This window comes from Nonomuraea phyllanthi (genome assembly GCF_006334985.2).
Taxonomy (GTDB): domain Bacteria; phylum Actinomycetota; class Actinomycetes; order Streptosporangiales; family Streptosporangiaceae; genus Nonomuraea; species Nonomuraea phyllanthi.
Genome location: NZ_VDLX02000022.1, coordinates 81,634 through 103,713 on the forward strand (window position 1 = coordinate 81,634; position 22,080 = coordinate 103,713).

Consider the following 22,080-nt stretch of genomic DNA (forward strand, 5'->3'; position numbering starts at 1 on the left):
GATCTCTAGAAATCGACGTCCCCGAACGGCGTGCCGGGGGTGGTCCAGGTCGCCTGAACTCCGGTGTTCAGCTCGTCGAAGGTGATGCCCTGGATGTGACCCTGGATGTCGAAATGCCCTGTGTAGCGCCCTTTGCTGTTGGGTGACCACGGCGCTCTGAACGTGATCTGGGTCTGGGTCACCCGCGCGTCCTCGATGTTCACGGTGTTGTTCCCGTGCTTGATGGTGCCTTCGATGAAGCCTCCCTTGTCCTGGTTGAACACGTTGACATCCAGCACGGTTCCGCCCTGTTGGATGATCCGCCATGGTCCTCTGACGTCTTTCAGCAGCGTCATGGTGAGCCTCCTGTGTGGAAGAGGGGGCCAGCAGCCCTCCCTCTCCGGCCAGCATGCGCGGCCCGTGGCACCTGAGCCTGAGTACCCCCTTGCTCAGATCCCGCAGGTACCTCCGACGAGTTCCTCCGCGAACTCATCGTCGAGGGCACCCCCCGAGGGACTGGCCTCGGCCCGAGCACGCGGCCGCGCCACGATCCGTCGCCACCTCGATCCCGACGAGCCGGTCCCGGCGTAGGAGGAGCACGGTGCTGCCCCCGCTCACCTGTGGCTGAGCGAGGACGGCAGGCTCACCGCGGCCGAGCTGTCGCGCGGGCTGAAAGCCGGTCCCGCCTCGATCTCCACGGCCGTGGGCCACTTGACCCAGCAGGGTCTGATCAGGCGCGAGCGTGATCCGCAGCGGCGGCGCGACCCCCGCTGTGATCACACCGCAGGGATCATGCCCGGGATCCTTCTCTTCCCACCCGCGGCTCGAGAGAGGCGGCTCGCGCTTGGTCAACTGCACCATCACCCCGATGAGCCCGGTGTCGATCCCTGCGGCGACCAGGCCGTGGGCACGCAACGGCCGAGAAGATCACGGTCGCCGCAAGCCGGTCCGCTGATGGCCCCGCCGCCTTCCCGCTCGACCTGAGGCGGGCCGATCCGTGACAAAGGGGGAGAAGCGGCCACGTGGTGACGACGGATCGCCGGCCCGGCTGTCCGGGCCGGGTGTCGCGGTGATGAAGATCTGCCCTAGTCTCTCCGGTGTGGGGAGGCCGGAGGGAAGCCCGAACGCGGGTTCCGAAAAAGTCGGTACGAGTCTCGACGCGGTACTTGAACGCATCACGTACGCCAATGAGGAGACCGGCTACACCATCGCCCGCGTGGCCACCGAGCGCTCCGGCCCCGATCTGCTGACCGTCGTCGGCCCCCTGCTCGGCGCGCAGGTCGGCGAGTCGCTGCGGCTGCACGGACGCTGGAGCTCCCACCCCCGCTACGGCCGCCAGTTCGAGGTGTGGTCCTACACCACGATGCTGCCGGCCACCGTGCAGGGCATCCGCCGCTACCTCGGCTCCGGCCTCATCAAGGGCATCGGTCCCAAGATGGCCGAGCGGATCGTCGACCACTTCGGCACCGACACCCTCGAGGTCATCGAGCAGGAGCCGCAGCGCCTGGCCGAGGTGCCGGGCCTGGGCCCCAAGCGCACGAAGATGATCGCCGCCGCCTGGGACGAACAGAAGATCATCAAAGAGGTGATGATCTTCCTGCAGGGTGTCGGCGTGTCCACCTCGATCGCGGTGCGCATCTTCAAGCAGTACGGCGAGGGGTCCGTCTCCGTCGTCAAGAGCCGCCCGTACCAGCTGGCCGACGACGTGTGGGGGATCGGCTTCAAGACCGCCGACACCATCGCCCAGGCGGTCGGCATCCCGCACGACAGCCCCGAACGCGTCAAGGCCGGCCTGCGCTACACGCTGTCGCAGGCCGCCGACGACGGCCACTGCTACCTGCCCGCCCCCAACCTGGTCGCCGACGCCGTCAAGATCCTCGACGTGCCCGCCGACCTGGTCGCCTCCTGCCTGGAGGAGCTGGCCGAGGCCGAAGGCGTCGTACGCGAGCCCGTCCCCGCCGGCGACAACACCGTACCGGCCGTCTACCTGCCGCCCTTCCACCGAGCCGAGCTGTCGCTGGCCTCGGGTCTGCTGTCGCTGCTGCGCTCCGGCCACGACCGGCTCAAGGCGTTCGCCGACGTCGACTGGGAGCGGGCGGAGAGCTGGCTGCACGGCCAGACCGGCGCCGAGCTGGCCCATGAGCAGCGCCAGGCCGTCCGCCTGGCGCTGACGGAGAAGGTGGCGGTGCTGACCGGCGGGCCCGGCTGCGGCAAGAGCTTCACCGTACGGTCCATCGTCACGCTGGCCCGCGCCAAACGCGCCAAGGTCATCCTGGCCGCCCCCACCGGCCGCGCCGCCAAGCGCCTGGCCGAGCTGACCGGCCACGAGGCCACCACCGTGCACCGGCTGCTGCAGTTGCGGCCCGGCGGGGAGGCCACCTTCGACCGGGACAACCCCCTGGAGGCCGACCTCGTCGTCGTCGACGAGGCGTCCATGCTCGACCTGCTGCTGGCCAACAAACTCGTCAAGGCCGTCGCCCCGGGCGCCCACCTGCTGTTCGTCGGCGACGTCGACCAGCTGCCCTCGGTCGGCGCGGGGGAGGTGCTCAAGGACCTGCTGGCCGCCGACGACATCCCGCGCGTCCGCCTCACCCAGATCTTCCGCCAGGCCCAGGAGTCGGGCGTCGTCGTCAACGCCCACCGCGTCAACACCGGCCACCACCCCCTCCTGCAGGGCATGAACGACTTCTTCCTGTTCCCCTGCGAGGAGCCGGAGGAGATCGCCGCCCTGACCGTCGACGTCGTGGCCCGCCGCATCCCGCGCCGCTTCGGCCTCGACGCCCGCCGCGACGTGCAGGTCCTGGCCCCCATGCACCGCGGCGCCGCCGGCGCCGGCGCCCTGAACATCGCCCTGCAGGAAGCCCTCACCCCCGCCCGTGAGGGCATGCCGGAGCGCCGCTACGGCGGGCGCGTCTTCCGTGTCGGCGACAAGGTCACCCAGCTGCGCAACAACTACGACAAGGGCGCCGCCGGCGTCTTCAACGGCACCGTCGGCATCGTCACCGACATCCGGCCCGACGAGCACAAGCTGAGCGTCCTGACCGACGAGGACGAGAGCGTCGAGTACGCCTTCGACGAGCTCGACGAGCTCGCCCACGCCTACGCGGTGTCCATTCACCGCTCGCAGGGCAGCGAATACCCGGCCGTCGTCGTCCCGCTGGCCACCAGCGCCTGGATGATGCTGCAGCGCAACCTCCTCTACACCGCGATCACCCGGGCCAAGAAGCTCGTCGTCATCGTCGGCTCGCGCCGCGCGCTGGCCCAGGCCGTCCGCACCAAGGGCGCCGGGCGGCGTCACACCGGGCTCACCCACCGTCTCTGAGGCCTCCCGGACACCATCCGGTCACAAGTGATTGAAATGTGACCGAACTTCCCCAATTGGTTCCGCGTCTTACATGCATCCGCATTAAGGTTTTTGGGGTGTGATTGGTGCCGTGGGGGAAAGGACAGTGTTGAACGTTACGCCCGCTTGGAGGAAGCCCGCCACCGCCGTTGCCCTGCTCGCGGCGGCAGCCCTGACCGCCTCGTGCTCATCCGGCCAAGACGGCACCGGCCAGGGCGAAGCAGGCGCGCCCGACGCCACCATCACCGCCACCCCCGAGGCCCCCACGGTCAAGATCACCCCCGCCGAGGGCTCGGCCAAGGTCAACCCGGCCAAGAAGGTCGTCGTCACCTCCGACGGCGGCGCCCTGGAGACCGTCAGCGTCCAGGCCGGCGACGAGGAGATCGAGGGCCGCTTCAACACCGACAAGACCAAGTGGGTCTCCAGGACGGCGCTCAAGCCCTCCACCGACTACACCGTCTCGGCCACCGCCGGCGCCACCACCCAGACCAGCACGTTCACCACCGACAAACCCGAACGCGCGCTGCAGGTCATCGACGTCACCCCCAACGCCAAGGGCGAGACCCTCGGGGTCGGCGCCCCCATCATCGTCACCTTCAACCAGCCCGTCACCAGCAAGGCCGCCATCGAACGCGCCCTTGAGGTCGAGGCCGAAAAGCCCGTCGACGGCGCCTGGCGCTGGGTCGCCGACAACAAGGTCATCTACCGCACCGCCAAGTACTGGCCCGCCCACCAGAAGGTCACCTTCAACGCCAACATCACCGGCATCAAGGCCGGGAAGGGCCTGTACGGGGTCAAGGACTACACCGCCGACCTCAAGATCGGTGCCAAGCAGATCAGCAAGGTCGACGTCAAGAAGCACATGATGTACGTCTACAAGGACGGCAAACGCGTACAGACCATGCGCATCAGTGCGGGGATGGCCACCACCCGCGAATACACCACGACCTCCGGCGTCCACCTCACCATGGAACGCGGCAACCCCGTCCGCATGATCTCCCCAGGCCGGAAGAAGGGCGACCCCGGCTACTACGACGTCATGATCAACCACGCCGTCCGCATCTCCAACTCCGGCGAGTACGTCCACGCCAAGGACAACGTCTGGGCCCAGGGCGTCCGCAACGTCAGCCACGGCTGCGTCAACGCCCGTCCCGACCAGGCCAAATGGTTCTACACCAACGTCCAGCGCGGCGACGTCGTCGACATCACCGGCACCAACCGCGAACTGGAGTGGAACAACGGCTGGGGCTACTGGCAGCTGTCGTTCTCCCAGTGGAAAAAGGGCAGCGCGCTGAAGAACTCCGACGCCTGATGCACATCCGCCCCGGCCGCGACGGCGATGTCCCCATCGTCTTGGGCATGTTCGACAGCGCCGTCGCCTGGCTCACCGCCCAAGGCCGCACCGGGCAATGGGGCGAGCACCCCTTCACCGGCAACGAACGCCGCACCCGCCAGGTCACCGGCTGGCTCGAACTCGGCGGCATGCACATCGCCGAACACGACGGCCGTCCCGCGGGCTGCATCGTGCTGGGCGCCGCCCCCGACTACGTCACCCCCGCCACCGAGCCCGAGCTCTACATCCAGGCCCTGGTCACCGACCACCGCCACGCCGGCCACGGCATCGGCCGCGCCCTGCTCGACTGGGCCCTCGCCCAGGCCTCCCGCCGCGGCGTCGCCCTCGTCCGCGTCGACTGCTACGCCGGCGGCGACGGCCGCCTGGTCGCCTACTACGAAAGCTGCGGCTTCACCCGCACCGCCCCCTTCACCGTGGGGGAGTGGCCCGGCATGCTCCTGCACCGCCGCCTCTGACCGGCCCGCCTTGCGCAGCCACCCGGCTCGCAGACCGGCCTGCCCGCAGAGCGACGTCGATCACGTCACCGCCCCGCGAGCGGCTGCCCAACCAGGTCGGGCCGACCCGCGACGAGGTCCGCACCGCCGTCGCGGACGCCGTACGGACGCTGCGGAGCTGCGGCGAGACCCGGCTCCACCTCATCGACGGCCCCGGCGTCCTCGGCCCAGGCGACGCCCACCTCCTGCTGGACGACGCCCTCCACCCGGACGCCGACGGCTACCGCCTCATGGCCGACCGCCTCACCCCCGCCTGGCCACCATCGCCGCCCACTAGCGGTCAGGCGGGGCGCAGGAGGTCGCTGCGGCGGGTCAGCAGGCGGGTGCGGTCGGCCATTAACCCGGTGCGGCGCTGCTCCAAGTAGGCCACGGTGTCGCGGGTCCACTTCGCCAGCTTCTTCACCCCGGTGCGGCTCTTCTCGATGCGCTGGTGCTTGATCGCATCGAAGATGATGTTGTCGAAGAAGACGTCCACGAACCATCGCGTGTCCATCTTCGGCATCACCGGCCGGGCCGTCACGCCGACGTCGGCCAGCTCGCGGGAGAAGACGTCCAGCGCCCGCTGCGCGTGCCAGGCGGCCTGGTCGGCACTGGTGAGCTTGCCGTGTTCGTAGGCGTCGAAGAGCAGGCCGCCGCCGAGCACGTCCAAGGTGGAGGCGTTCCTGGCCGAGTCGAGGAAGCCCAGCACGACGTCGAGGGCCTGGCGTGCGTCACGCCCCGCCCGGTGGGCTTCCTCGCACTCGCGCAGGTCGGCTTCCACCTGGTCGAGCGCCGTGCCGAGGTCGGCCAGCTCCCGCGCGAGCGGATCGCCGCCGCGGATGAGCTGCTGCTCCTTCTCCGCCAGCAGCCGGGCGTGCTCCAGGGAGGCGGAGGCCAGCGCGGCCAGCTCCGCGTCGGCCGCCGCCGCGTCGGCCTCGAGCCCGGCGAGCCTGGCCCGGTGGCCGTCCACGCGTTCTCTGGCCACCAGCGCCTCGGCGCGCTCGCGCTCCAGGCGCTCCTCGCGGTTGCCCAGCAGGCGGGCCAGGACGGAGGACGGACCGCCTTCCAGCCGGGCGACGTCCCGCTCCTCCTGGGCCAGCGAGAGCTCCAGGTCCTTCAGGGTGGCGCGGACGTCCGCGACCTGCTGTCCGATGCTTTCGCGCAGGCGCCGGACGTGCTCGGCGCGGTGCATTCTGGCGGACGCGTCGCGAAGCCGCTCGTCGAGTTCCCTCAGTACGGTCACACTATGAGGACGAACTGGCCGCGCGTCGTGTTCCGTCCAGGTGAGGAGCGTGTAGTCCTCCAGCGTCGGCGGCCAGAGGGCGTCCTCGCCGGCCATGGCCTCCGGCTCGTACGTGTGCAGCTCGAGCGCGAGGTCGTCGGCGCACCAGGTGCCCATGGAGTCGAGCATGAACAGGGTGCCGAGGTCGTACGGCAGGCCCGCGCAGGCGCGCAGCTCGTCCAGGCCGTCGGACCGGTATTCGCTCATCGGCTGGGCGAAACGGCGATGCTCGCCCGTCCAGCCGGGCTCGTGGAGGCCGCCGGCGGGCACGCCGACCTCGGTCAGGAAGCGGCGGGTCGGCACGTGCGCGATCGCGGGATGGATCTCGCCGTCGTCCGGCCTGAAGACGCCGTCCTGGCCGTACAGGTCGTCGAGCAGTTCGCGGGTGACCCTGGTCGCGTACGGCGTCGTCCACGTCCATCCCGCGCAGGAGGATCGCCGCCTCGTCCGGGCCTGGATAGTCCGACCAGTCCCAGACGCCTGCATAGCCGAACCAGGACAGCAGCCGGGTCTTGCCTGCGGCGTGCGAGCCGGTGACGACGCAGACGCGCGGCCCGTAGGGGTCCTCGCGCCGGCGCAGCAGGGCGTCGGCGGGGGCGCGGCCGGCGGTGGGCTCGTCGCGGATGCCGCCCGGGTGCGTGGGGCCGGGGCGGCGTTTCGGGCGGCATTGGCGGCCAGGAACGCGGTCGCGCGGTGCTCTCCAGCGTCGCCGGCGCCGGGTCGTACTCGGTGAGGGCGGCACTTTCCAGCTCCTCCTCGGAAGGTGTGCCGCTGTGCACGGTGAGTATCACCGGTAACGCACGCTCGTCGAACGACGAGTCCTCGAACACGCACGACAGCATGACTCCACTCCCAACGAAGCGCTGCCGGTCGGCAGACGGCGCCCGGCCCAAGACGTGGATAGCCCTGCACACAGGACTCACACTCACGGTCCGGATGCCTCTGGAGGCCAGTGGCGCTGGGGGAGCGGGGCGGAATCGATCGATTGCGCCCCCTTGGGCGGATCCAATCAAGCCGCCGTCCGCTACCACAAGGCCGACCTCCGGGAAGGGGACACGATGGCCCTGGTAAAGCAGACCGGCTGGAACGGCACGGAGATCCCCTTCACCAGTCACCACTCCGCGGATGCCGGGCGTGGCTGACCTGGCCTATCTGCGGCACTCCACCGACAAGCAGACCGACGCCCGCCAGCGGCACGCCCTCACCGCCCTGCTGACCGCAGGCGCCCCGGTCTACGAAGACCCCGCCACCTCCAGCCGGCAGCTCTCCCTCGACCGCGCGGGCTTCACCACACTGCTGCATGAGGCCGCCGTCGGCGACACCATCCGTATCGCCGACGCCGCCCGACTGTTCCGCTCCGTCGCCGACATCCTCGCCCTGCGCCCCGTGCTCATCCGCCGCGGCCTCCGCATGAGCGGAGGAGGGCGGGCTCGGTCGGGGTCGGCATGGGGTCACTCCTTTGTGGTCGGGTGCCGGGCGGGTGAGGTGCCGGCTGTCTGCTCACCAGGTCACCCGCAGCGTGTGCACGCCGTACACGAGGCTGAAGACGCGGAAGTCGGCCTGCTCGTACGGATCGGCCAGGGCGAGGCCGGGGAAGCGCCGCAGCAGTGCCGGGAAGGCGATGCGCATCTCCATCCGCGCCAGCGGCGCCCCGAGGCAGTGGTGCACACCGTGGCCGAAGGCGACGTGGCCGGCGGCTCCGCGGGTGATGTCGAGGATCTCGGGATCGTCAACAAAGGCCGGGTCGCGGTTGGCCGCGGGAAACGAGCAGATCACGAGTGAGCCCGCGGGGATGGCATGCCCGGCGATCTCCACATCCGTCGTGGTCGTGCGCGGCGGCAGCGCCTGCACGATGGACAGCCAGCGCAACAACTCCTCGACGGCGGGCTCGACCTGCGCCGGGTCGTCCCGGATCATCGCGAGCTGGTCGGGGTGGCACAGCAGGGCCAGGGTGCCCAGGCCGAGCATGTTCGAGGTCGTTTCATGCCCGGCCAGCAGCAGCAGCCCGGCGATGCCGATCAGCTCGTCGGTACTGAGATCGTGGCCGTGCTCGCGTACCAGCATCCCGAGCATGTCCTCGCCCGGATCCGCCTGGGCGCGGGCCACCAGGCCGGCCATGTAGGCGCGGTCCTCGCGCTGCGCCGCGACGCGCCGCTCCATCGGCAAGGAGGTGTCCAGCAGGCGTACGGATCGCTCGTGGAACTCGGCGCGGTCGGCATGCGGCACGCCCAGCAGCTCGCAGATCACCAGCGACGGCACCGGCAGCGCGAAGTGCTCCACCAGATCGGCCGGCTTGCCGGCCCGCTCCAGATCATCCAACGCCGTCTGGACGATCTCGGTGATCCGCGGCTCCAGCCTGCGCATCCGCCGTACCGTGAACTCCGGGGTGAGCATCCGGCGCAACCGCGTGTGCTCGGGCGGGTCGAACCCGATCAGCTGCCCGGCCCGCATCGTGGCCGACTCGTCCGCGTCCATCTGCCCGGATCCCGGGAACGGCGTCAGGGCGCTGCTGAACCGGGCCGGGTCCGCCAGCACCTGGCGGACATCCTCATGGCGGCAGATCACGTACGCGGGCACGCCGAACGGCGTCTGCACCCGCACCACACCCTCGCTGTCGCGAGCCCGGGCCAGTTCCTCGACCGGGTTGAGCCCGTTCCGCCGCATGTGCAGCGGCAATTCCAGCGCTTTCGTCATCATCTGTCCATTCATCCGGTGATCGTGTGAACCGTCAGGCGCAGTGTGGTGATGCGGGTGACGAATCCAGGCGCCCCAAGAGATCGGACCGTGTCATGTAAGACAGAAGTAACCACTGAAGTCCCCGGGGCGAGGTTAGGGGGAAGCCCTTGTTCTCGAAACCCGGGTGGTTGCGAGAACAAGGGGCAAGATCGGCTCAGGGCTGGGTGTCGAGCCAGTCCTGGAAGGTGGGTCCGGCGAGCTTGGCGTGCGGGCCGGGCAGGAAGCCGCCCGCGGCGGCGATCTCGGCATCGGGCATGCCGGAGCCGTCGACGCCGACGACCTCGACGCCCCGGCGGGCGCCGAGGAGCCGGGCCGCCTCCGCCATGGTCTCCCGGCGAGGCCCGGCGATCTCGGGGATCGGCGTACCGGGGGCCGCGGGGGCGGCGGGGGCGGTGGCCAGGTCCACCAGTTCCTCGGCCACGGTGCGGCAGGCCACGAGCTGGGTGGGCAGGGCCGGGATGTAGGCGACGTCGCCCTGCTGCCAGTCCAGGAGCTGGCCGACGAACTCGTGGAACTGCGCGGCCCGCAGGATCCGGACGGGGATCGGGCCGGACAGCAGGACTTCCTCGTGCACCTTCTTGGCGGCGAGGAAACCGGCGGTGGCCTTGTCGACGCCGATGATGGACGCCATGGCGATCCGGGCGACCCCCGCCTCGCGGCCCGCCTCCTGCAGATTGCGGGCCGACGTACGGAAGAACTCCGTCGCCGCCTCCTGGTCGGAGGCGTGCCACGAGGCGACGTCGATGATCGCCCCGGCCCCGGTGAGGGCCTCGGCGAGGCCCTCACCGGTGATGACGTCCACTCCGGTGGCCCGCGACATCGGCACGACCTGGTGTCCCCTCTCGGTCAGGACGTCGACGACGTGGCGGCCGAGCCGCCCTGTTGCTCCGGCCACCGCGAACGTGGTGCTGCTCATTGCTGTTGTGCCTTTCTTACGCGCTGTAGTTCTGGCCGGGGGGCATGCCGGGGATCGGCTTGGCGATCAGAGCGGCGGGGGTGAAGAAGCCGATGTGGGCGATCGCCATGATGAGCGACCACATCGCCTTGTCGTCGTAGTGCGCGGACGCCTTGGCGTACAGCTCGTCGGGGACGCGCTCCCCGGACGGGTTCGGGGTCAGGACCGCCTCCACCAGCTCCAGCGCGACCCGTTCGGCGTCGGTGAAGTAGGTGGCGTCCCGCCAGGTCGCCACGGCGGTGATGCGTTCCTCCGGCTCTCCCGACCGGCGCAGGTTGGCGGTCTCCCGGATGGTGAAGTACGTGCTGCCGAGGATCTGCCCGGCGCGCAGCTGCAGCAGGCCGATGGTGGCCGGGGGAATCACGCCGTTCTGCAGGGCCTTGTGCAGACCCGCGCCCACCTCAGCCATCTCGGGGAGGAAGGGAAGGGGGTTGGGCATGCGCGACCGCCGGCCGGTCGTCGTGGGCGTGGACATGGGTCCTTCTCACTCTCAACTCGTCGTGGTGCCGTACGGACGGATCGTCCGTGCGGCGTCCTGACGACCACGAGACGACGGCGCCCCGAGCCCTGTAACAGCGCGGCCCTGTGACATGAGCCACCTACCGTGGCTGTTACGAAGCGGTGGGGACCGGCGTCTGGTGCGTGTGGCAGCGCCGAGCACGGACAGGCGGGAGCGAGGCATGAGCGAGCGCAGTGAGCCGGGCGCGGACCCGGCCGCTCGGTCGTGCCGGGCACGCCCGCGGGGCCTGTTAGCGTTCCGGTCGTGGATGTGATCGATGTCGAGGCGTTCGTGGCGGACGGGTTCGCCAAGGTCGAGGCGGTGGTGCCGCGTGAGGTGGCCGAGGCCGCGCAGGCGTTGTTGTGGGAGCGGATCGGGTTGTCGCCGGATGATCCTTCGGGGTGGACGCGGCCGGTGGTGTGGGCGGCCGATCTGAACGGTGAGGGGCCGTTCGGGCGGATCATGCGCAGTGAGCGGCTGGCGGCGGCGTTGGACGCGGTGGCCGGTACGGGTGGCTGGGTGCCGCGTGACAGCGTGGGCAACGTGCCGATCCGGTTTCCGGTGTCGCCGCCGGCCGATGATCGGGGCTGGCACATCGATGCGAACACGGCCGGCCCGGACGGGGCCTTCGGGGTGAGCGGGCGGCCGGGGACGTTGCTGGTGCTGGTGTTGCTGTCGCAGGTGGGGCCGGCGGATGCGCCGACGCGGGTGCGGGCGGGCTCGCAGCGGGACGTGGCGGCGTTGCTGGACGAGCGGGTGCGTGACGTGATGGAGATGGGGGCGCTGTTCGAGCGGGCCGGGGCCGGGCGGCCGGTGGCGCTGGCGACGGGCTCGCCCGGGGACGTGTACGTGGTGCATCCGTTCACGGTGCACGCGGCGCAGGAGCACAGGGGCGGGCGGCCGCGGTTCATGGCGCAGACGCCGGTGTTCCTGACCTCGCCGCTGGGGCCGGGGGAGGGGACGGCGCTGGGTCGGGCGGCCGGGTTCGACCGGCTGTAAGGGCCTGTCCCCCCACGGCGTCCTGCTCCCGAACTCCTGGAGTGGGCCGGCCGAGCGGGTCAGGGGCCGACGGATCTGTCAGGTGGCGCCGAACCGGGAGGCGAACCGTGCGGTGAACAGGTCGGCGCCCTTGCGCTGGTAGACCGTCTGGGCCGTGGCCGCGGCGACACCGTCCGGTGCGGGGAGTTGGCCGATGCCCGAGCGCGTCCCCAACGGAAGCAGGATTCTCCGCTCGGATGTCGGTGTGTGAACGGCTTCCGGCTGGTCGCCGGCCAGCTGCGCGGTGATGTTCCTGACCACGATGCCGGCATGTGTCATCGCGTAGGAGGCCATCTTGGGGTCGGGGAGAGCGGCGATGTCGCCGATGGCGTAGACGTGGTCGTAGCCCTGGACGTTCAGCCGCTCGGTGACCGGGACCGCTTTCTGCTCGGTCAGCGGTGCGAGGCATCCGTCGGCCAGGTAGCCGGTGTTGATCTCGACCCCGAAGGCCTGGAACCAGATGTCTGCCACGATCCGTTCGCCCGTGTCGGTGGTGACCTCGAAACTGCCGGCCCGGCCGGACCCGACCGCCGGCAACGTGGTCAGACCGGTACCCAGCCGCACGTCGATGCCGAGCTCGTCCAGCTGGTGGCGTAGCTCGCCTCGCACCTCGGGAAGGAAGCCGGGAAGCAACTGGTCGGCCTTGTCGAGAATGAGCACGTACTTGTCGGGCCAGACGTCCTTGATCTCTCCGGCGAGTTCCAGGCCGACCGGGCCGGCACCGAGGATCAGCACGCGGTCGGCGCCGGCCAGCTCCCTGTTGGTCTCGCGCAGATCGTCCAGCTGCTGGGCGATGCTCGTCGACGCGTGGCGCGGTTTGGCCGGATACGTGTAGCCGGAGCCGGTGGCCAGAACCAGATAATCGGCCTCGACCCGCTCACCCGAAGCAAGCGTGACACCCTTCGGGTCCGCCGAGACGGCCCTGTCGCGGATCACCCGCCCCCGTTGGAGCAGCGTCGCGAACGAGAAGAACGCGTTGTGCGCCCAGTCCGGGCGGGTCAGTGCCCGCAGCGACGCGGCCGCGTTGACGAAGGCCTCCCGGGGGTCGATGAGCGTGACGTCCGCCTCGGGGTCCAGCTCCTTGGCGACCAGCGACCCTCCATAGCCTCCGCCGACGATCACCACGGTGTGATTCATTCTCAGCTCCTCAGCGCATCGCCGTCGTTGGGCGGCATGCACGCCGCATCATCGCGAGAGGCCGCGCAGGACACGCCCAGAAGTTGACGTGACAACTCTAGATTCGGGTGAGTTGTCACGTCAACTTCGAGGTCGTTATGATCGTGCCATGGCGAAGCCCCGCACACTGGAATCCGGGCAGTGGGAGCTTTGGGACAGCTGGATGCAGGCGCAGCGTCTCCTGGCCCGTGAGCTGGACCGTGATCTGCAGCGCGACCACGGCATCTCCAAGGCCGAGTTCAGCGTGCTCGTGACGCTTCACCGGGCGGCCGAGGGCCGGATGCGCGTGGGCGAGCTCGCCGAGTCACTCGCCTGGGAGAAGAGCCGCGTGGCGCACCAGCTGACGCGGATGGAGAGCCGCGAGCTCGTGGATCGAACCGAGGGCCGCTCCGGCCGCCGGATCGGGATCGGACTGACCGCCAAGGGCCGCAACGTCGTGGAGAACGCCGTCCTGGGGCACGCGGACAACATCCGCCGGTACTTCTTCGAGACGCTCACGCCCGAGCAGGCCGCGGCCATCCACGTGTGGAGCCGGCAGATAGTCGACCGCTTCGAGGCGCGCTCCGGTGAGGGCAGCGATGGCAACGCCGCGAAGAGCGCCGATCACTAGACGTCGACACGTCGATCATGTGGCTGTCCGAACCGGGCGCGAGCGCAAGGCGCGACGACCGGGGTCGGGGTACAGGGACCATTTCCTCAGAGAACAACGCTAAGGGCTTTGCCCAGGTCAGCATGGGTGCGCTGAGCGTCGCTCTCGCTTCTGTCTTGGCTTGGCGAGGGTTCTCGGTGATGGTCCATCGGTGGCCGCGTCCGATGCGTTGAATCTCCTGGCGTAGAGCGCGGGCGCGTTCCCGGGCGTCGGGGCCGGCGATACCGAGGGTGATCCGCTGGCCGGTGGCCTCCTCCTCGCCGTGGTGGCCGGGGAACTGCAGCAGATCTCCTCGGTAGGCGCGCCGGGTGTGCGCGGAGCCCCCGGCGTCGGCCAAGTCGGTGAGGAAGTCGTCCAGGGGCGCCGCCAGCGGGTGCGCGTGGCCGAGCTGCTCGCTGATGACCGGATCCATGCCGCCGCCCTCCGCTATCCAAGAACCGGTCTCGCCCCCAGGTCCACCAGACGCCCAACGGCCAGGGGTGCACTGGCTACGTCGGTCTCGTTCGACTCCAGCATCGATGGGGCGTGCCGGGTGTCGATGTGCGTCGGCACCGGGGGTAACGCGGCAGTACCAGTCCTGGCTTATATAAGTCAAATCTGGTATATTTCTGGCTCGTGCACGCGTTCGACATTCTCGGCGACCCGGTGCGCCGGCGCATTCTGGAGCTGCTCGCCCAGGGTGAGCAGACCCTCTGGAGCGATCACGGACGTGATCCGGGCTGAGTTCGCACTGTCCCAGCCGGCGGTTTCCCAGCATCTTCGCGTTCTGCGTGAGAACGGGTTCGCGTCGGTCCGGGCCGAGAGGGCTCGCCGGTTCTATGCCGTCGACCCGACGTCGCTAAGCGAGGTCGACGTGTGGTTGGACCGGTTTCGCGGGTTCTGGGATCAGCGGCTCGATGCCCTGGGCACTGAGTTGGCCCGAGGCAGGCGTGCATCCCGGTCCCGGGCTGGCCAGCGGCCCGACACGCGCACCGACGTCGGCGAGGCCGATCCGCCAGTGGAAGGAACATGACATGAAGGACGTGCTGGACGAACTGGCCGCTGCGCGCCGGACGGTGGGAACAGCGACTCTGCCGGCCGGCGACGCGTACACGATGGAGTTGCGGCGTCGCTACGACGCGCCGGTCGACGAGGTGTGGAACGCCATCACCGACCCTGAGCGGCTGGGCCGTTGGTTGAAGTCGGTCACCGGAGACCTGCAGCTCGGCGGGTCATTCGAGTTGGACGGCGGTGAGCACGGGGAGATCCTCCGGTGCGAGCCGCCGCGTCTGCTGCGGGTGTCCTGGCTCTTCGGGCCGGACGCCGACGAGTGGCCGGGCACGAGCGAGGTCGAGGTGCGCCTGTCCCCGGGCCCTGCCGGGGACACCGAGCTTGCACTGGTCCATGCAGCGGCCGTCGGGGAGCCCATGTTCCCGACCTACGGCCCGGGTGCCGGCGGTGTGGGCTGGGACCTGCATCTCCTCACCCTGGCCCGGTTCCTGGCAGACGGCGAGACCCTCGATCACGAGGAGTTCCAGACCTCGCCCACGGGGCGCGAGTTCGTGCGGCGCTGCGCTGCGGCTTGGGGCGAAGCTCACCTGGCCGCCGGTGGCGATCCGGATCACGTGGCGGCCGCCGTCCAGGCCACCACCGCGTTCTACGCCCCCGAAGGGAACGCTTGATGAAGTACACCACCTCGATCGAGATCGCCCTGCCGCGGGAGAAGGTGCTCCAGATGCTCGCGGACCCGGCGCACATGCCGAAGTGGCTGCGGGGCCTGGTACTGCACGAGCCGGTGGACGGAGCGCACGGCCAGCTCGGCACCACCTCGCGAGTCGTGTTTCAAATGGGGAAGCAGAGGATGGAGGCCACCGAGACCATCACGCGCCTGGAACCTGAAGACCTGCACGCCATCCCCAGTTCTGTCGTCGTGCACTACGACCGCGAGATCGCCGGCGAGGGCATGTGGCAGGCCCAGCGCGACCGGCTGATCGCAGCCGGTCCGGACACCACGCTGTGGGAGAGCGAGAGCGAATTCCGGTTCGACGGATTGCTGATGCGGCTGGTGGGGCTTGTGATGCCTGGCTCCTTCCGCAAGCAGTCGCAGCAGCACATGGAGGACTTCAAGGCGTTCGCCGAGCACGGGACGGACGTCCGCCAAGGGACGAACTGATCTGCCACTGAGTCGGGTCTGAGCATCATGGCTCGCGCACCCACCTCAGGCGTCGACCTGTACGCCGCGATCCGACGCGACGCCAAGGCGGGGTTGTCCAAGCGCGCTCTGCAGCGCAAGCACGGTGCCGGGTACCGCACCGTCGCTGCCGCGTTGGAGTGGGCGTGGCCCAAACAGCTGAAGCCACCAACGAGGAGAGGGTCCCGGCTTGACCGTTACCGGGGTGTCATGACCGCCCGCCCCGCCAGCAGCCAGAGCGTCCTCACCCGCGTCAAACGGGTAAGAGGGAGTGGTTTCGGTGGACCTGTACAGCGTCGTGTGTGTGCGTGACCGGGCGACATCGCTGAAGTGGTTCGAGGTGTTCTTCGGGCGGCCGGCGGACGAGATCATCGGCGAGGAGTACCTGTGGCGGGTCGGTGAGAACGCGTGGGTCGTCATCGATGACCGGCACATGCGGGCCGCGCGGGTGGGCGGCACCATGATCACGTTCGGCGTGACCGACCTGGACGACATCCTGGCCCGGCTGGCTGCGTACGGCATCGAGCACGAACCCGTGGAAACCTACGGCAACGGTGTGCGCCATGTGGAGGTCCTCGACCCGGACGGCAACAGTCTGTCGCTCGCGGAGGCGCCCACCCGGTGATCCGAGCTCGACGAGCGTGGTGACACCCCACGACCGAAAGAGACGACCACGCGGTTGCCAGGGGTCCCACCCCGGCGGCTGCGGGGTGGGGGTCGCGGGCGCGGACGTACGGAGGCCGGCCCCAGCACGAGGCCCCGTAAGGGTTGCTGATCGACGGCACGCCGCATTTCGTCTGATCCGCTAACGCGACGTTTCGTACGTATGCTGCTCAACCCCGTTTCCGCCCCGCACAGGGCGATCACCGAGGTCGCCGGCCCCTTCGCCCTGGCTCAGTGCCGCGAAGCCCGTGCAGAGCAGGCGGAGGCCAGCTGAGGGGCTGATGATCCGTTTAGTCCATAGGCTGGGGCGTGTGGGAGACGCCAGGGCCCGTGAGTGGACGCAGATGGGTGAGCTGGACGAGCCGGCCGGGTTCTTGAACGTCCGCGGCCGCCGGTACCGCTACCCGGACGGCAACGAGGACGTGTGGGACATCCTCGAAGGAGGCGCGACCGTGGCCATCGTCGCCGTGACCGAGGATGAGCAGGTGGTGCTGGCCCGGCAGTACCGGCCGGGGCCTGGACGGGTACTGCTGGAGTTGCCGGGCGGTAAAGCCGACGGCGACGAGCCGGTCGAGGTCGCGGCGGCTCGGGAACTGCTGGAGGAGACCGGCTACGAGGCCGCGACACTCGAGGTCGTCATGCGGACCTTTCTGTCGTCGTATGCCACGCACCGCCGCCACGCCGTCCTGGCCCGCGGGTGCCGGAAAGTCGCCGAGCCGAGGCTGGATGACGCCGAGTTCATCGAGACCGTGCTGATGCCGGTCGGCGCGTTCATCCGGCACGTGCTCAGCGGCCAGATGACCGACACCGACGCCGCCTTCGCAGGGCTGGCCGCCGCCGGATACCTGAGGCCGACCATGTGACCGTCCTCGGCCGCGCCCCCAGCTCGCTCAGGCGACGCGGTTGTCGTACGTCTCGCGGTTGGCGAGCACCTCGTCCATGTACGTCTCGGCCCACGACTTGAGCCCGCGCATCATCTGGTGCAGGGACAGACCGAGGTCGGTCAGCTCGTAGGAGACCGTGACCGGCACGGTCGGCGTCACCGTGCGCGTGATGAGACCGTCCCGCTCCAAGGAGCGCAGCGTCTGCGTGAGCATCTTCTGGCTGACGCCGGCCAGCAACCGGGACAGCTCCGAGTACCGCATCGCCCGCGGTTCCCCCGCGCACCCGTCGCCCGGCTGGGGCGAGCCACCGCCGCCCAGCGCGGCCAGGATCAGCGTGACCCACTTGTTGGAGATCCGGTCGAGCAGCTTCCTGCTCGGACATGCCGCCACGAACGCGTCGTATTCCGCCTTGACCTGTGCCCTCTTCTGGGCCGCCGTCGTCGTCGCCATCGAGGGCTCCTCTCACCCGCAGGTGCCTTACGCACGTCGAAGTGCCTGCTTCCTATCAGGAAGTTACCTTCCCATAATGAAGCAAGGACCCGTTGGAGGCCACCCAGCTCAACACGTAAAGGCACAGGTATGAGCACGACTTCCCCTTCGCTTCCCGGCGGCACCTGGACCCTGGGCGACCTGACCGTCACCCGGTTCGGCTACGGTGCCATGCAACTCGCCGGCCCCGGGGTGATGGGTCCGCCGGCCGACCACGACAGCGCACTCGCCGTCCTTCGCGAGGCCATCGACCTCGGCATCACCCATATCGACACCAGCGACGCCTACGGACCCCGCGTCACCAACCAGCTGATCCGCGAAGCGCTGCACCCCTACCCCGCACCCCTGCACATCGTGACCAAGGTCGGCGCGACCCGCGACGAGCAGGGCGGCTGGCCCCCGCCCGGCGCCCCGAAGACGTGCGCCGCGCCGTCCACGACAACCTGCAAGCCCTCGGCCTCGAGGTGCTCGACCTGGTCAACCTCCGGCTCGGCGACGCCCAGGGACCCCAGCCCGGCTCGCTCGCCGAGCCGTTCGAGACGCTCGCCGAACTCCAGCAGCAGGGACTGATCCGCCACCTCGGAGTGAGCAACGCGACGGCGCGGCAGGTCGCCGAGGCGCACGCGATCGCGCCGATCGCGTGCGTGCAGAACCTGTACAACCTCGCCCACCGGCAAGACGACGACCTGATCGACGAGCTCGCCGAGGACGGCATCGCCTACGTGCCCTTCTTCCCGCTCGGCGGCTTCACCCCCCTGCAATCCTCGGCCCTCTCCACGGTCGCCGCCCGGTTGGGCGCGACACCGATGTCCGTCGCCCTGGCATGGCTGCTGCACCGATCACCGAACATCCTGCTCATTCCCGGCACCTCGTCCGTGGCGCACCTCCACGAGAACGCAGCCGGCGCGGGACTCCCACTCTCCGACGCGGAACTCGCCGAACTCGACAAGATCGGCCGAGCCGGTTAGCCACCGCCGGACGCCGGCCACCCCCGCGGGCCCGGCATCAACCGGCCACTTTCCGGAGCAGGCCCCCCAGATCGCGTTCACCGGCAGAGGTCTGGGCGCCGCGGGCCAGCCCCTCACGGATCAGCTCCATGGCCGCAGGGCGAACGAACTGCCCCGTCCAGGCGTCGTTCTCCCGCCGCAACCCCTCGGCCAGGTCCTCCAGCACGATGGCACGCTCGGCCGCCGCGATCACACCGTCGGGCAAGGCGGCGATGTTGCGGGCGAGCCGCTCAACCACCTCGTCGAACTCGTCGGCCGGGACGGCCCGGTTGACCCAGCCGTAGCGCTCCGCGATCTCGGCGTCGAATACTCACTCACCCCGCTCGGCGAATCGCTGCGCGAGCCCTTCGGCCGGCTGCACGCCTGGACGGTCGACAACGCGGACGAGATCCACAGACATCAAGCGCAGTACGACCGACGCACGCAGAGCTGAGAACCCGATGAGGGCGGCCGGAACACGCCGGAAGGGGACTGAAGGCCCTCCAGAAGCGTGGTCACCGCGCTTCTTCCAGCTGCCTGCTGACCTGATCGATACGGAGGATCCGACCGTCCAGCGCCAGGCGGCCGAACATGTAGATCTCCGCCGCGAAGGTCTTGCCCTTGCGCAACGTGGTGCGCAAGGTCCACCGAGCGGCGATCCGGTCACCCGAGACCAGCGCCTCATGGATCTCAACACCGGACCAGTCATCAGCAGCCATGGCCTCCTTGTCGACATTCCTACGGACAGGGCGGACATGATCGATCATGCGCTGCCGGTCGATCACAAGCCCGTCGTTGCAGTACTCGAAGTCCGGAACGAAGTAGCGGTCGAGAATCGCCCCAGGCTCCTCGTCGGAGACAGCCATGTCCCGGGTGTAGATGATCAGAAAGTCAGCGAGGTCGCGCTCGGAATGGATGCCCATGATGTTTCCTCCTCAGCTCGGTCGCGCGGGAACCGCGTACGGCCTCAATCCGCGGCGCGTTGCAGCACGTGATCGGTGCCGGTCGTCCGCGATACGCAGGCCACGGCGTCGAACGCCTCGAACACCGGCAGATCCAGGAAATAGTCGGCCATGCGGGTGTGCTGGTAGGCCGCCGCGTCGCGCACGTACGGGCGGGCCGCGCGGAGATCGGCGAGCGTCCAGAGGCGGTCGGTGGGGAACGCCGCCTCGATGCTGCCCTCTGCAGGCGGTGGGAGCGGCGTGTCGTACCAGGCCCCATGCGGCCGCCGCGGCGTCGGTTCCCCCAGCGTGGTGGTCCGGCCCAGGCTCGAGGTCACGCCGATGGCCCGATAGCCGTCCCCCAGGGCGGCCGCGAGGTGGACGCCGGCCGGGAGGAGCAGACGCTCCCGCTCGTCCATCGCGGGCGTACGCCGGATGTGCCAGTTGTGCGCCGCCAGCACCACGCGCGCGCCACCCTCGACAAGACGCAGTACGGACTCCGCCATGTAGACGTCGCGGAACGTCGAGGCGGACTCGAAACCCTCGGCGGCGTTGGCGCGATGGAGGTGATCGAGATACCAGGCGCCGCGCAGATGCCACATCGCCGTGTCGTGCTCGGCCCCGTAGCCGTGGGCGCGCTGGACCAGAGCCAGACGCTGCATGTCGGCCATCAGCCGGCTCAACGCCCCAGTGAGCACATCCCGCTGACCCCGGTCGAGATTCTCATAGCCGCCAAGGGCCGCGAAGACGACCGGGGCGTCGAACCGGCGTACGACGCCGACCGCCTCCTGCAGCACCGGCAGCGCCTCGGGCGCGGCCCAGCGCAGGTAACCGGCCAGCTCTTCCAGCGCCGGCAAGGGCGATGCGGCGCAGCCGGGCAGATCGGCGCCCACACACCGCAACGGCGGCCCGGCACCGGCACCGTTGCGCTCCCGCATCCACCTCAACACCTCGTGCATCTCCCGGCACTGCCCCAAAGACAGAGCGATGCCATCGGCCGCGACCTGCTCGACACTGCCGCCGGCGCCCTGAACCCAGGCGTCCAACACCTGCCCCTGAGTGAACGGGGCCTCCAGGGCATACACCTCGAAGCCGCACCGTTCCACCAGGAAACGCAGGACGCGGTGGCGTACCTGGTAGAACTCCCGGACGTGGTGGGAACTCTCGCCCAGAGCCACGACCCGCGCACCGCCGACGATGTCGCGCAGCGGCTCGAGGTCGTCCACGGATGCCCGGAAGTCCAGGGTCTCCATGGCCGAGGCATGATCATCGATCCAGCCGGCGAAACTCCTCTGACGGCTCACTTCCGCGTTCATGCCGAACAGCGTCTCGCGACAGGCCTGCCAGGGGCGTCATGCCGGGGGAGGGGCTTGAAGGTACGGCCGGCGAAGTAGTCGCGTTGCGGATTACGACCCCAGAAGTACCACAGACGCTGCCCCCTGAGCCATCGCGTCTCTCAGATCATCACACCAGAGCCAGCTGCGCCGCCGCAGGCTCACGCCGCACGACCTCCGGCGCCCCGCACTCCATCCCGTACACCCGGCACAACTGCGCGATCTGCCCCGTGATGCGCCCCTCATAGTCCGCCGACGGCAACCCCGCACGGTCGTACAGCTCCTCATACCGCTCCACCAGCTGCGGATGCGCCCGCCCCAGCCACTCCACATACCACTCACGCGTCCCCGGCGGCAGCCGCAACACCACCGGCTCCACCACCCGTGCCCCCGCCGCCGCGATCCGCCGCACCGTCGCCGCCAGCTGATCGGCCGCATCACTCAGCAACGGCAAAACCGGCGCCATCAGCACCCGGCACTCCACCCCCGCCTCCACCAACGCCGACACCAGCTCCAGCCGAGCCTGCGCCCCCGGCGCGCCCGGCTCCACCACCCGCCGGATCCGCTCATCCACGAACGCGATCGACACCGCCACCCGCGCCCCCGCCCGCGCCAGCAACCCCGCATCCCGCAACACCAGCGCGCTCTTCGTATACACGGTGAACGGCACCGCCGCCTCCGCCAGCGCCCCCACCACCCCCGGCATCAACCGGTACGTCTCCTCAGCCGCCTGATAACAGTCACCGCTGACCCCCACCGCCAGCTCCTGACCGTCCCAGCGCGCCAGCTCCGCCCGCAACCGCGCCACCACATTCGGCCGCACCACGATCCGCGCGTCGAAATCCCGCCCCGCATCAAGCCCCAGCCGCCGATGCCCGCCCCGCGCCCCGCACCCACGGCACGCATGCGCACACCCCCGATACGGCGACACCGCCCACTCCTGAGCGATGCCCGCACCCGGCGGCACCCGCTCGATCACCGTGCGGGCCTGCATCTCGTAGAAACCCCCACGCACCACCGCACGCCGCTCGATCAGCGGACGCTCATCGGCGGCCGGTTCCACAAGCGAAAGCGCGTCCCAGCCCACACCCACCAATGGAACACGCATTCGACACCCTTTTCAAGCCGT

Annotated in this window: 23 protein-coding genes and 2 pseudogenes; 13 read left to right on the forward strand and 12 right to left on the reverse strand. The window is 69.8% G+C overall.

The features are described from left to right. Positions 1 to 5: 5 nt before the first annotated feature. On the reverse strand, positions 6 to 335 hold the full coding sequence (locus FH608_RS41690) for a hypothetical protein (protein WP_139636270.1): 330 nt from the start codon (positions 333 to 335) through the stop codon (positions 6 to 8). Positions 336 to 603: 268 nt separating this feature from the next. Between FH608_RS41690 and FH608_RS41695 the strand changes: the two genes are divergently transcribed. The 4 genes from FH608_RS41695 to FH608_RS41710 all read left to right on the forward strand — a co-directional run bounded on the left by FH608_RS41695 (position 604) and on the right by FH608_RS41710 (position 5,131). Continuing rightward, on the forward strand, positions 604 to 963 hold the full coding sequence (locus FH608_RS41695) for a MarR family transcriptional regulator (RefSeq protein ID WP_226900391.1): 360 nt from the start codon (positions 604 to 606) through the stop codon (positions 961 to 963). 88 nt (positions 964 to 1,051) lie between these two features. Continuing rightward, a complete protein-coding gene (recD2, locus tag FH608_RS41700) occupies positions 1,052 to 3,301 on the forward strand; it encodes an SF1B family DNA helicase RecD2 (RefSeq protein WP_394367734.1) in 2,250 nt (749 codons plus the stop codon). Between the two features lie 127 nt (positions 3,302 to 3,428). Next, positions 3,429 to 4,634, forward strand: a complete 1,206-nt coding sequence (locus tag FH608_RS41705) for a L,D-transpeptidase (protein WP_226900371.1) — start codon at positions 3,429 to 3,431, stop codon at positions 4,632 to 4,634. A 47-nt stretch (positions 4,635 to 4,681) separates the two neighbouring features. After that, a complete protein-coding gene (locus FH608_RS41710; RefSeq protein WP_226900372.1) occupies positions 4,682 to 5,131 on the forward strand; it encodes a GNAT family N-acetyltransferase in 450 nt (149 codons plus the stop codon). Positions 5,132 to 5,196: 65 nt separating this feature from the next. Here FH608_RS41710 and FH608_RS52020 read toward each other — a convergent pair whose 3' ends face one another. After that, the gene (locus FH608_RS52020; RefSeq protein WP_193318929.1) at positions 5,197 to 5,376 is read right to left on the reverse strand and encodes a hypothetical protein; all 180 of its coding nucleotides are present in this window, start codon (positions 5,374 to 5,376) and stop codon (positions 5,197 to 5,199) included. A 74-nt stretch (positions 5,377 to 5,450) separates the two neighbouring features. Then, a complete protein-coding gene (locus tag FH608_RS54000; RefSeq protein ID WP_139636277.1) occupies positions 5,451 to 6,917 on the reverse strand; it encodes an SUKH-4 family immunity protein in 1,467 nt (488 codons plus the stop codon). A gap of 639 nt (positions 6,918 to 7,556) precedes the next feature. Here FH608_RS54000 and FH608_RS54560 point away from each other — a divergent pair. Continuing rightward, a pseudogene (locus tag FH608_RS54560) lies at positions 7,557 to 7,829 on the forward strand (recombinase family protein); the annotation flags it as partial. Positions 7,830 to 7,931: 102 nt separating this feature from the next. Here the strand turns inward: FH608_RS54560 and FH608_RS41730 are convergent. From FH608_RS41730 to FH608_RS41740, 3 genes are all read right to left on the reverse strand, one after another. Next, a complete protein-coding gene (locus tag FH608_RS41730; protein WP_226900373.1) occupies positions 7,932 to 9,140 on the reverse strand; it encodes a cytochrome P450 in 1,209 nt (402 codons plus the stop codon). A gap of 181 nt (positions 9,141 to 9,321) precedes the next feature. Continuing rightward, positions 9,322 to 10,083 carry an SDR family oxidoreductase gene (locus FH608_RS41735; protein WP_139636279.1) on the reverse strand — a complete coding sequence of 254 codons (762 nt, stop codon included), beginning with the start codon at positions 10,081 to 10,083 and terminating at the stop codon, positions 9,322 to 9,324. A gap of 16 nt (positions 10,084 to 10,099) precedes the next feature. Further along, positions 10,100 to 10,597: a carboxymuconolactone decarboxylase family protein gene (locus FH608_RS41740; protein ID WP_139636281.1), complete on the reverse strand. Its 498-nt coding sequence runs from the start codon at positions 10,595 to 10,597 to the stop codon at positions 10,100 to 10,102. Between the two features lie 288 nt (positions 10,598 to 10,885). Between FH608_RS41740 and FH608_RS41745 the strand changes: the two genes are divergently transcribed. Then, positions 10,886 to 11,620 carry a phytanoyl-CoA dioxygenase family protein gene (locus FH608_RS41745; RefSeq protein ID WP_226900374.1) on the forward strand — a complete coding sequence of 245 codons (735 nt, stop codon included), beginning with the start codon at positions 10,886 to 10,888 and terminating at the stop codon, positions 11,618 to 11,620. A gap of 78 nt (positions 11,621 to 11,698) precedes the next feature. Here FH608_RS41745 and FH608_RS41750 read toward each other — a convergent pair whose 3' ends face one another. Further along, complete coding sequence (locus FH608_RS41750; protein ID WP_139636283.1) at positions 11,699 to 12,796, reverse strand: NAD(P)/FAD-dependent oxidoreductase; 1,098 nt, start codon at positions 12,794 to 12,796, stop codon at positions 11,699 to 11,701. Positions 12,797 to 12,944: 148 nt separating this feature from the next. Between FH608_RS41750 and FH608_RS41755 the strand changes: the two genes are divergently transcribed. The 6 genes from FH608_RS41755 to FH608_RS41790 all read left to right on the forward strand — a co-directional run bounded on the left by FH608_RS41755 (position 12,945) and on the right by FH608_RS41790 (position 17,180). Beyond that, positions 12,945 to 13,445 carry a MarR family winged helix-turn-helix transcriptional regulator gene (locus FH608_RS41755; protein WP_139636285.1) on the forward strand — a complete coding sequence of 167 codons (501 nt, stop codon included), beginning with the start codon at positions 12,945 to 12,947 and terminating at the stop codon, positions 13,443 to 13,445. A gap of 748 nt (positions 13,446 to 14,193) precedes the next feature. Continuing rightward, a complete protein-coding gene (locus tag FH608_RS41765; RefSeq protein WP_226900375.1) occupies positions 14,194 to 14,496 on the forward strand; it encodes an ArsR/SmtB family transcription factor in 303 nt (100 codons plus the stop codon). Between the two features lies 1 nt (position 14,497). Continuing rightward, positions 14,498 to 15,145: an SRPBCC family protein gene (locus tag FH608_RS41770; protein ID WP_139636287.1), complete on the forward strand. Its 648-nt coding sequence runs from the start codon at positions 14,498 to 14,500 to the stop codon at positions 15,143 to 15,145. Then, entirely contained in the window at positions 15,145 to 15,636 is a 492-nt protein-coding gene (locus FH608_RS41775; RefSeq protein ID WP_139636289.1) for an SRPBCC family protein, read from the forward strand. Before FH608_RS41770 ends, FH608_RS41775 begins: the two co-directional genes overlap by 1 nt. 298 nt (positions 15,637 to 15,934) lie before the next feature. Beyond that, positions 15,935 to 16,279: a VOC family protein gene (locus FH608_RS41785; RefSeq protein WP_139636291.1), complete on the forward strand. Its 345-nt coding sequence runs from the start codon at positions 15,935 to 15,937 to the stop codon at positions 16,277 to 16,279. Positions 16,280 to 16,628: 349 nt separating this feature from the next. Continuing rightward, positions 16,629 to 17,180, forward strand: coding sequence for an NUDIX hydrolase (locus FH608_RS41790; protein WP_226900376.1), 552 nt, complete (start codon positions 16,629 to 16,631; stop codon positions 17,178 to 17,180). A 27-nt stretch (positions 17,181 to 17,207) separates the two neighbouring features. Here FH608_RS41790 and FH608_RS41795 read toward each other — a convergent pair whose 3' ends face one another. Beyond that, positions 17,208 to 17,651 (reverse strand): winged helix-turn-helix transcriptional regulator, encoded by a 444-nt coding sequence (locus FH608_RS41795; protein ID WP_139636293.1) that lies wholly within the window; start codon positions 17,649 to 17,651, stop codon positions 17,208 to 17,210. Between the two features lie 234 nt (positions 17,652 to 17,885). Here FH608_RS41795 and FH608_RS41800 point away from each other — a divergent pair. Then, a pseudogene (locus FH608_RS41800) lies at positions 17,886 to 18,658 on the forward strand (oxidoreductase). 37 nt (positions 18,659 to 18,695) lie between these two features. Here FH608_RS41800 and FH608_RS41805 read toward each other — a convergent pair. From FH608_RS41805 to FH608_RS41825, 4 genes are all read right to left on the reverse strand, one after another. Then, a complete protein-coding gene (locus FH608_RS41805) occupies positions 18,696 to 18,935 on the reverse strand; it encodes a hypothetical protein (RefSeq protein WP_226900377.1) in 240 nt (79 codons plus the stop codon). A gap of 256 nt (positions 18,936 to 19,191) precedes the next feature. Next, the gene (locus tag FH608_RS41815) at positions 19,192 to 19,599 is read right to left on the reverse strand and encodes a nuclear transport factor 2 family protein (protein ID WP_139636295.1); all 408 of its coding nucleotides are present in this window, start codon (positions 19,597 to 19,599) and stop codon (positions 19,192 to 19,194) included. A 44-nt stretch (positions 19,600 to 19,643) separates the two neighbouring features. Continuing rightward, positions 19,644 to 20,933 (reverse strand): erythromycin esterase family protein, encoded by a 1,290-nt coding sequence (locus tag FH608_RS41820; protein ID WP_139636297.1) that lies wholly within the window; start codon positions 20,931 to 20,933, stop codon positions 19,644 to 19,646. A 148-nt stretch (positions 20,934 to 21,081) separates the two neighbouring features. After that, on the reverse strand, positions 21,082 to 22,059 hold the full coding sequence (locus tag FH608_RS41825; protein ID WP_153263175.1) for a radical SAM protein: 978 nt from the start codon (positions 22,057 to 22,059) through the stop codon (positions 21,082 to 21,084). Between the last annotated feature and the right edge of the window lie 21 nt (positions 22,060 to 22,080).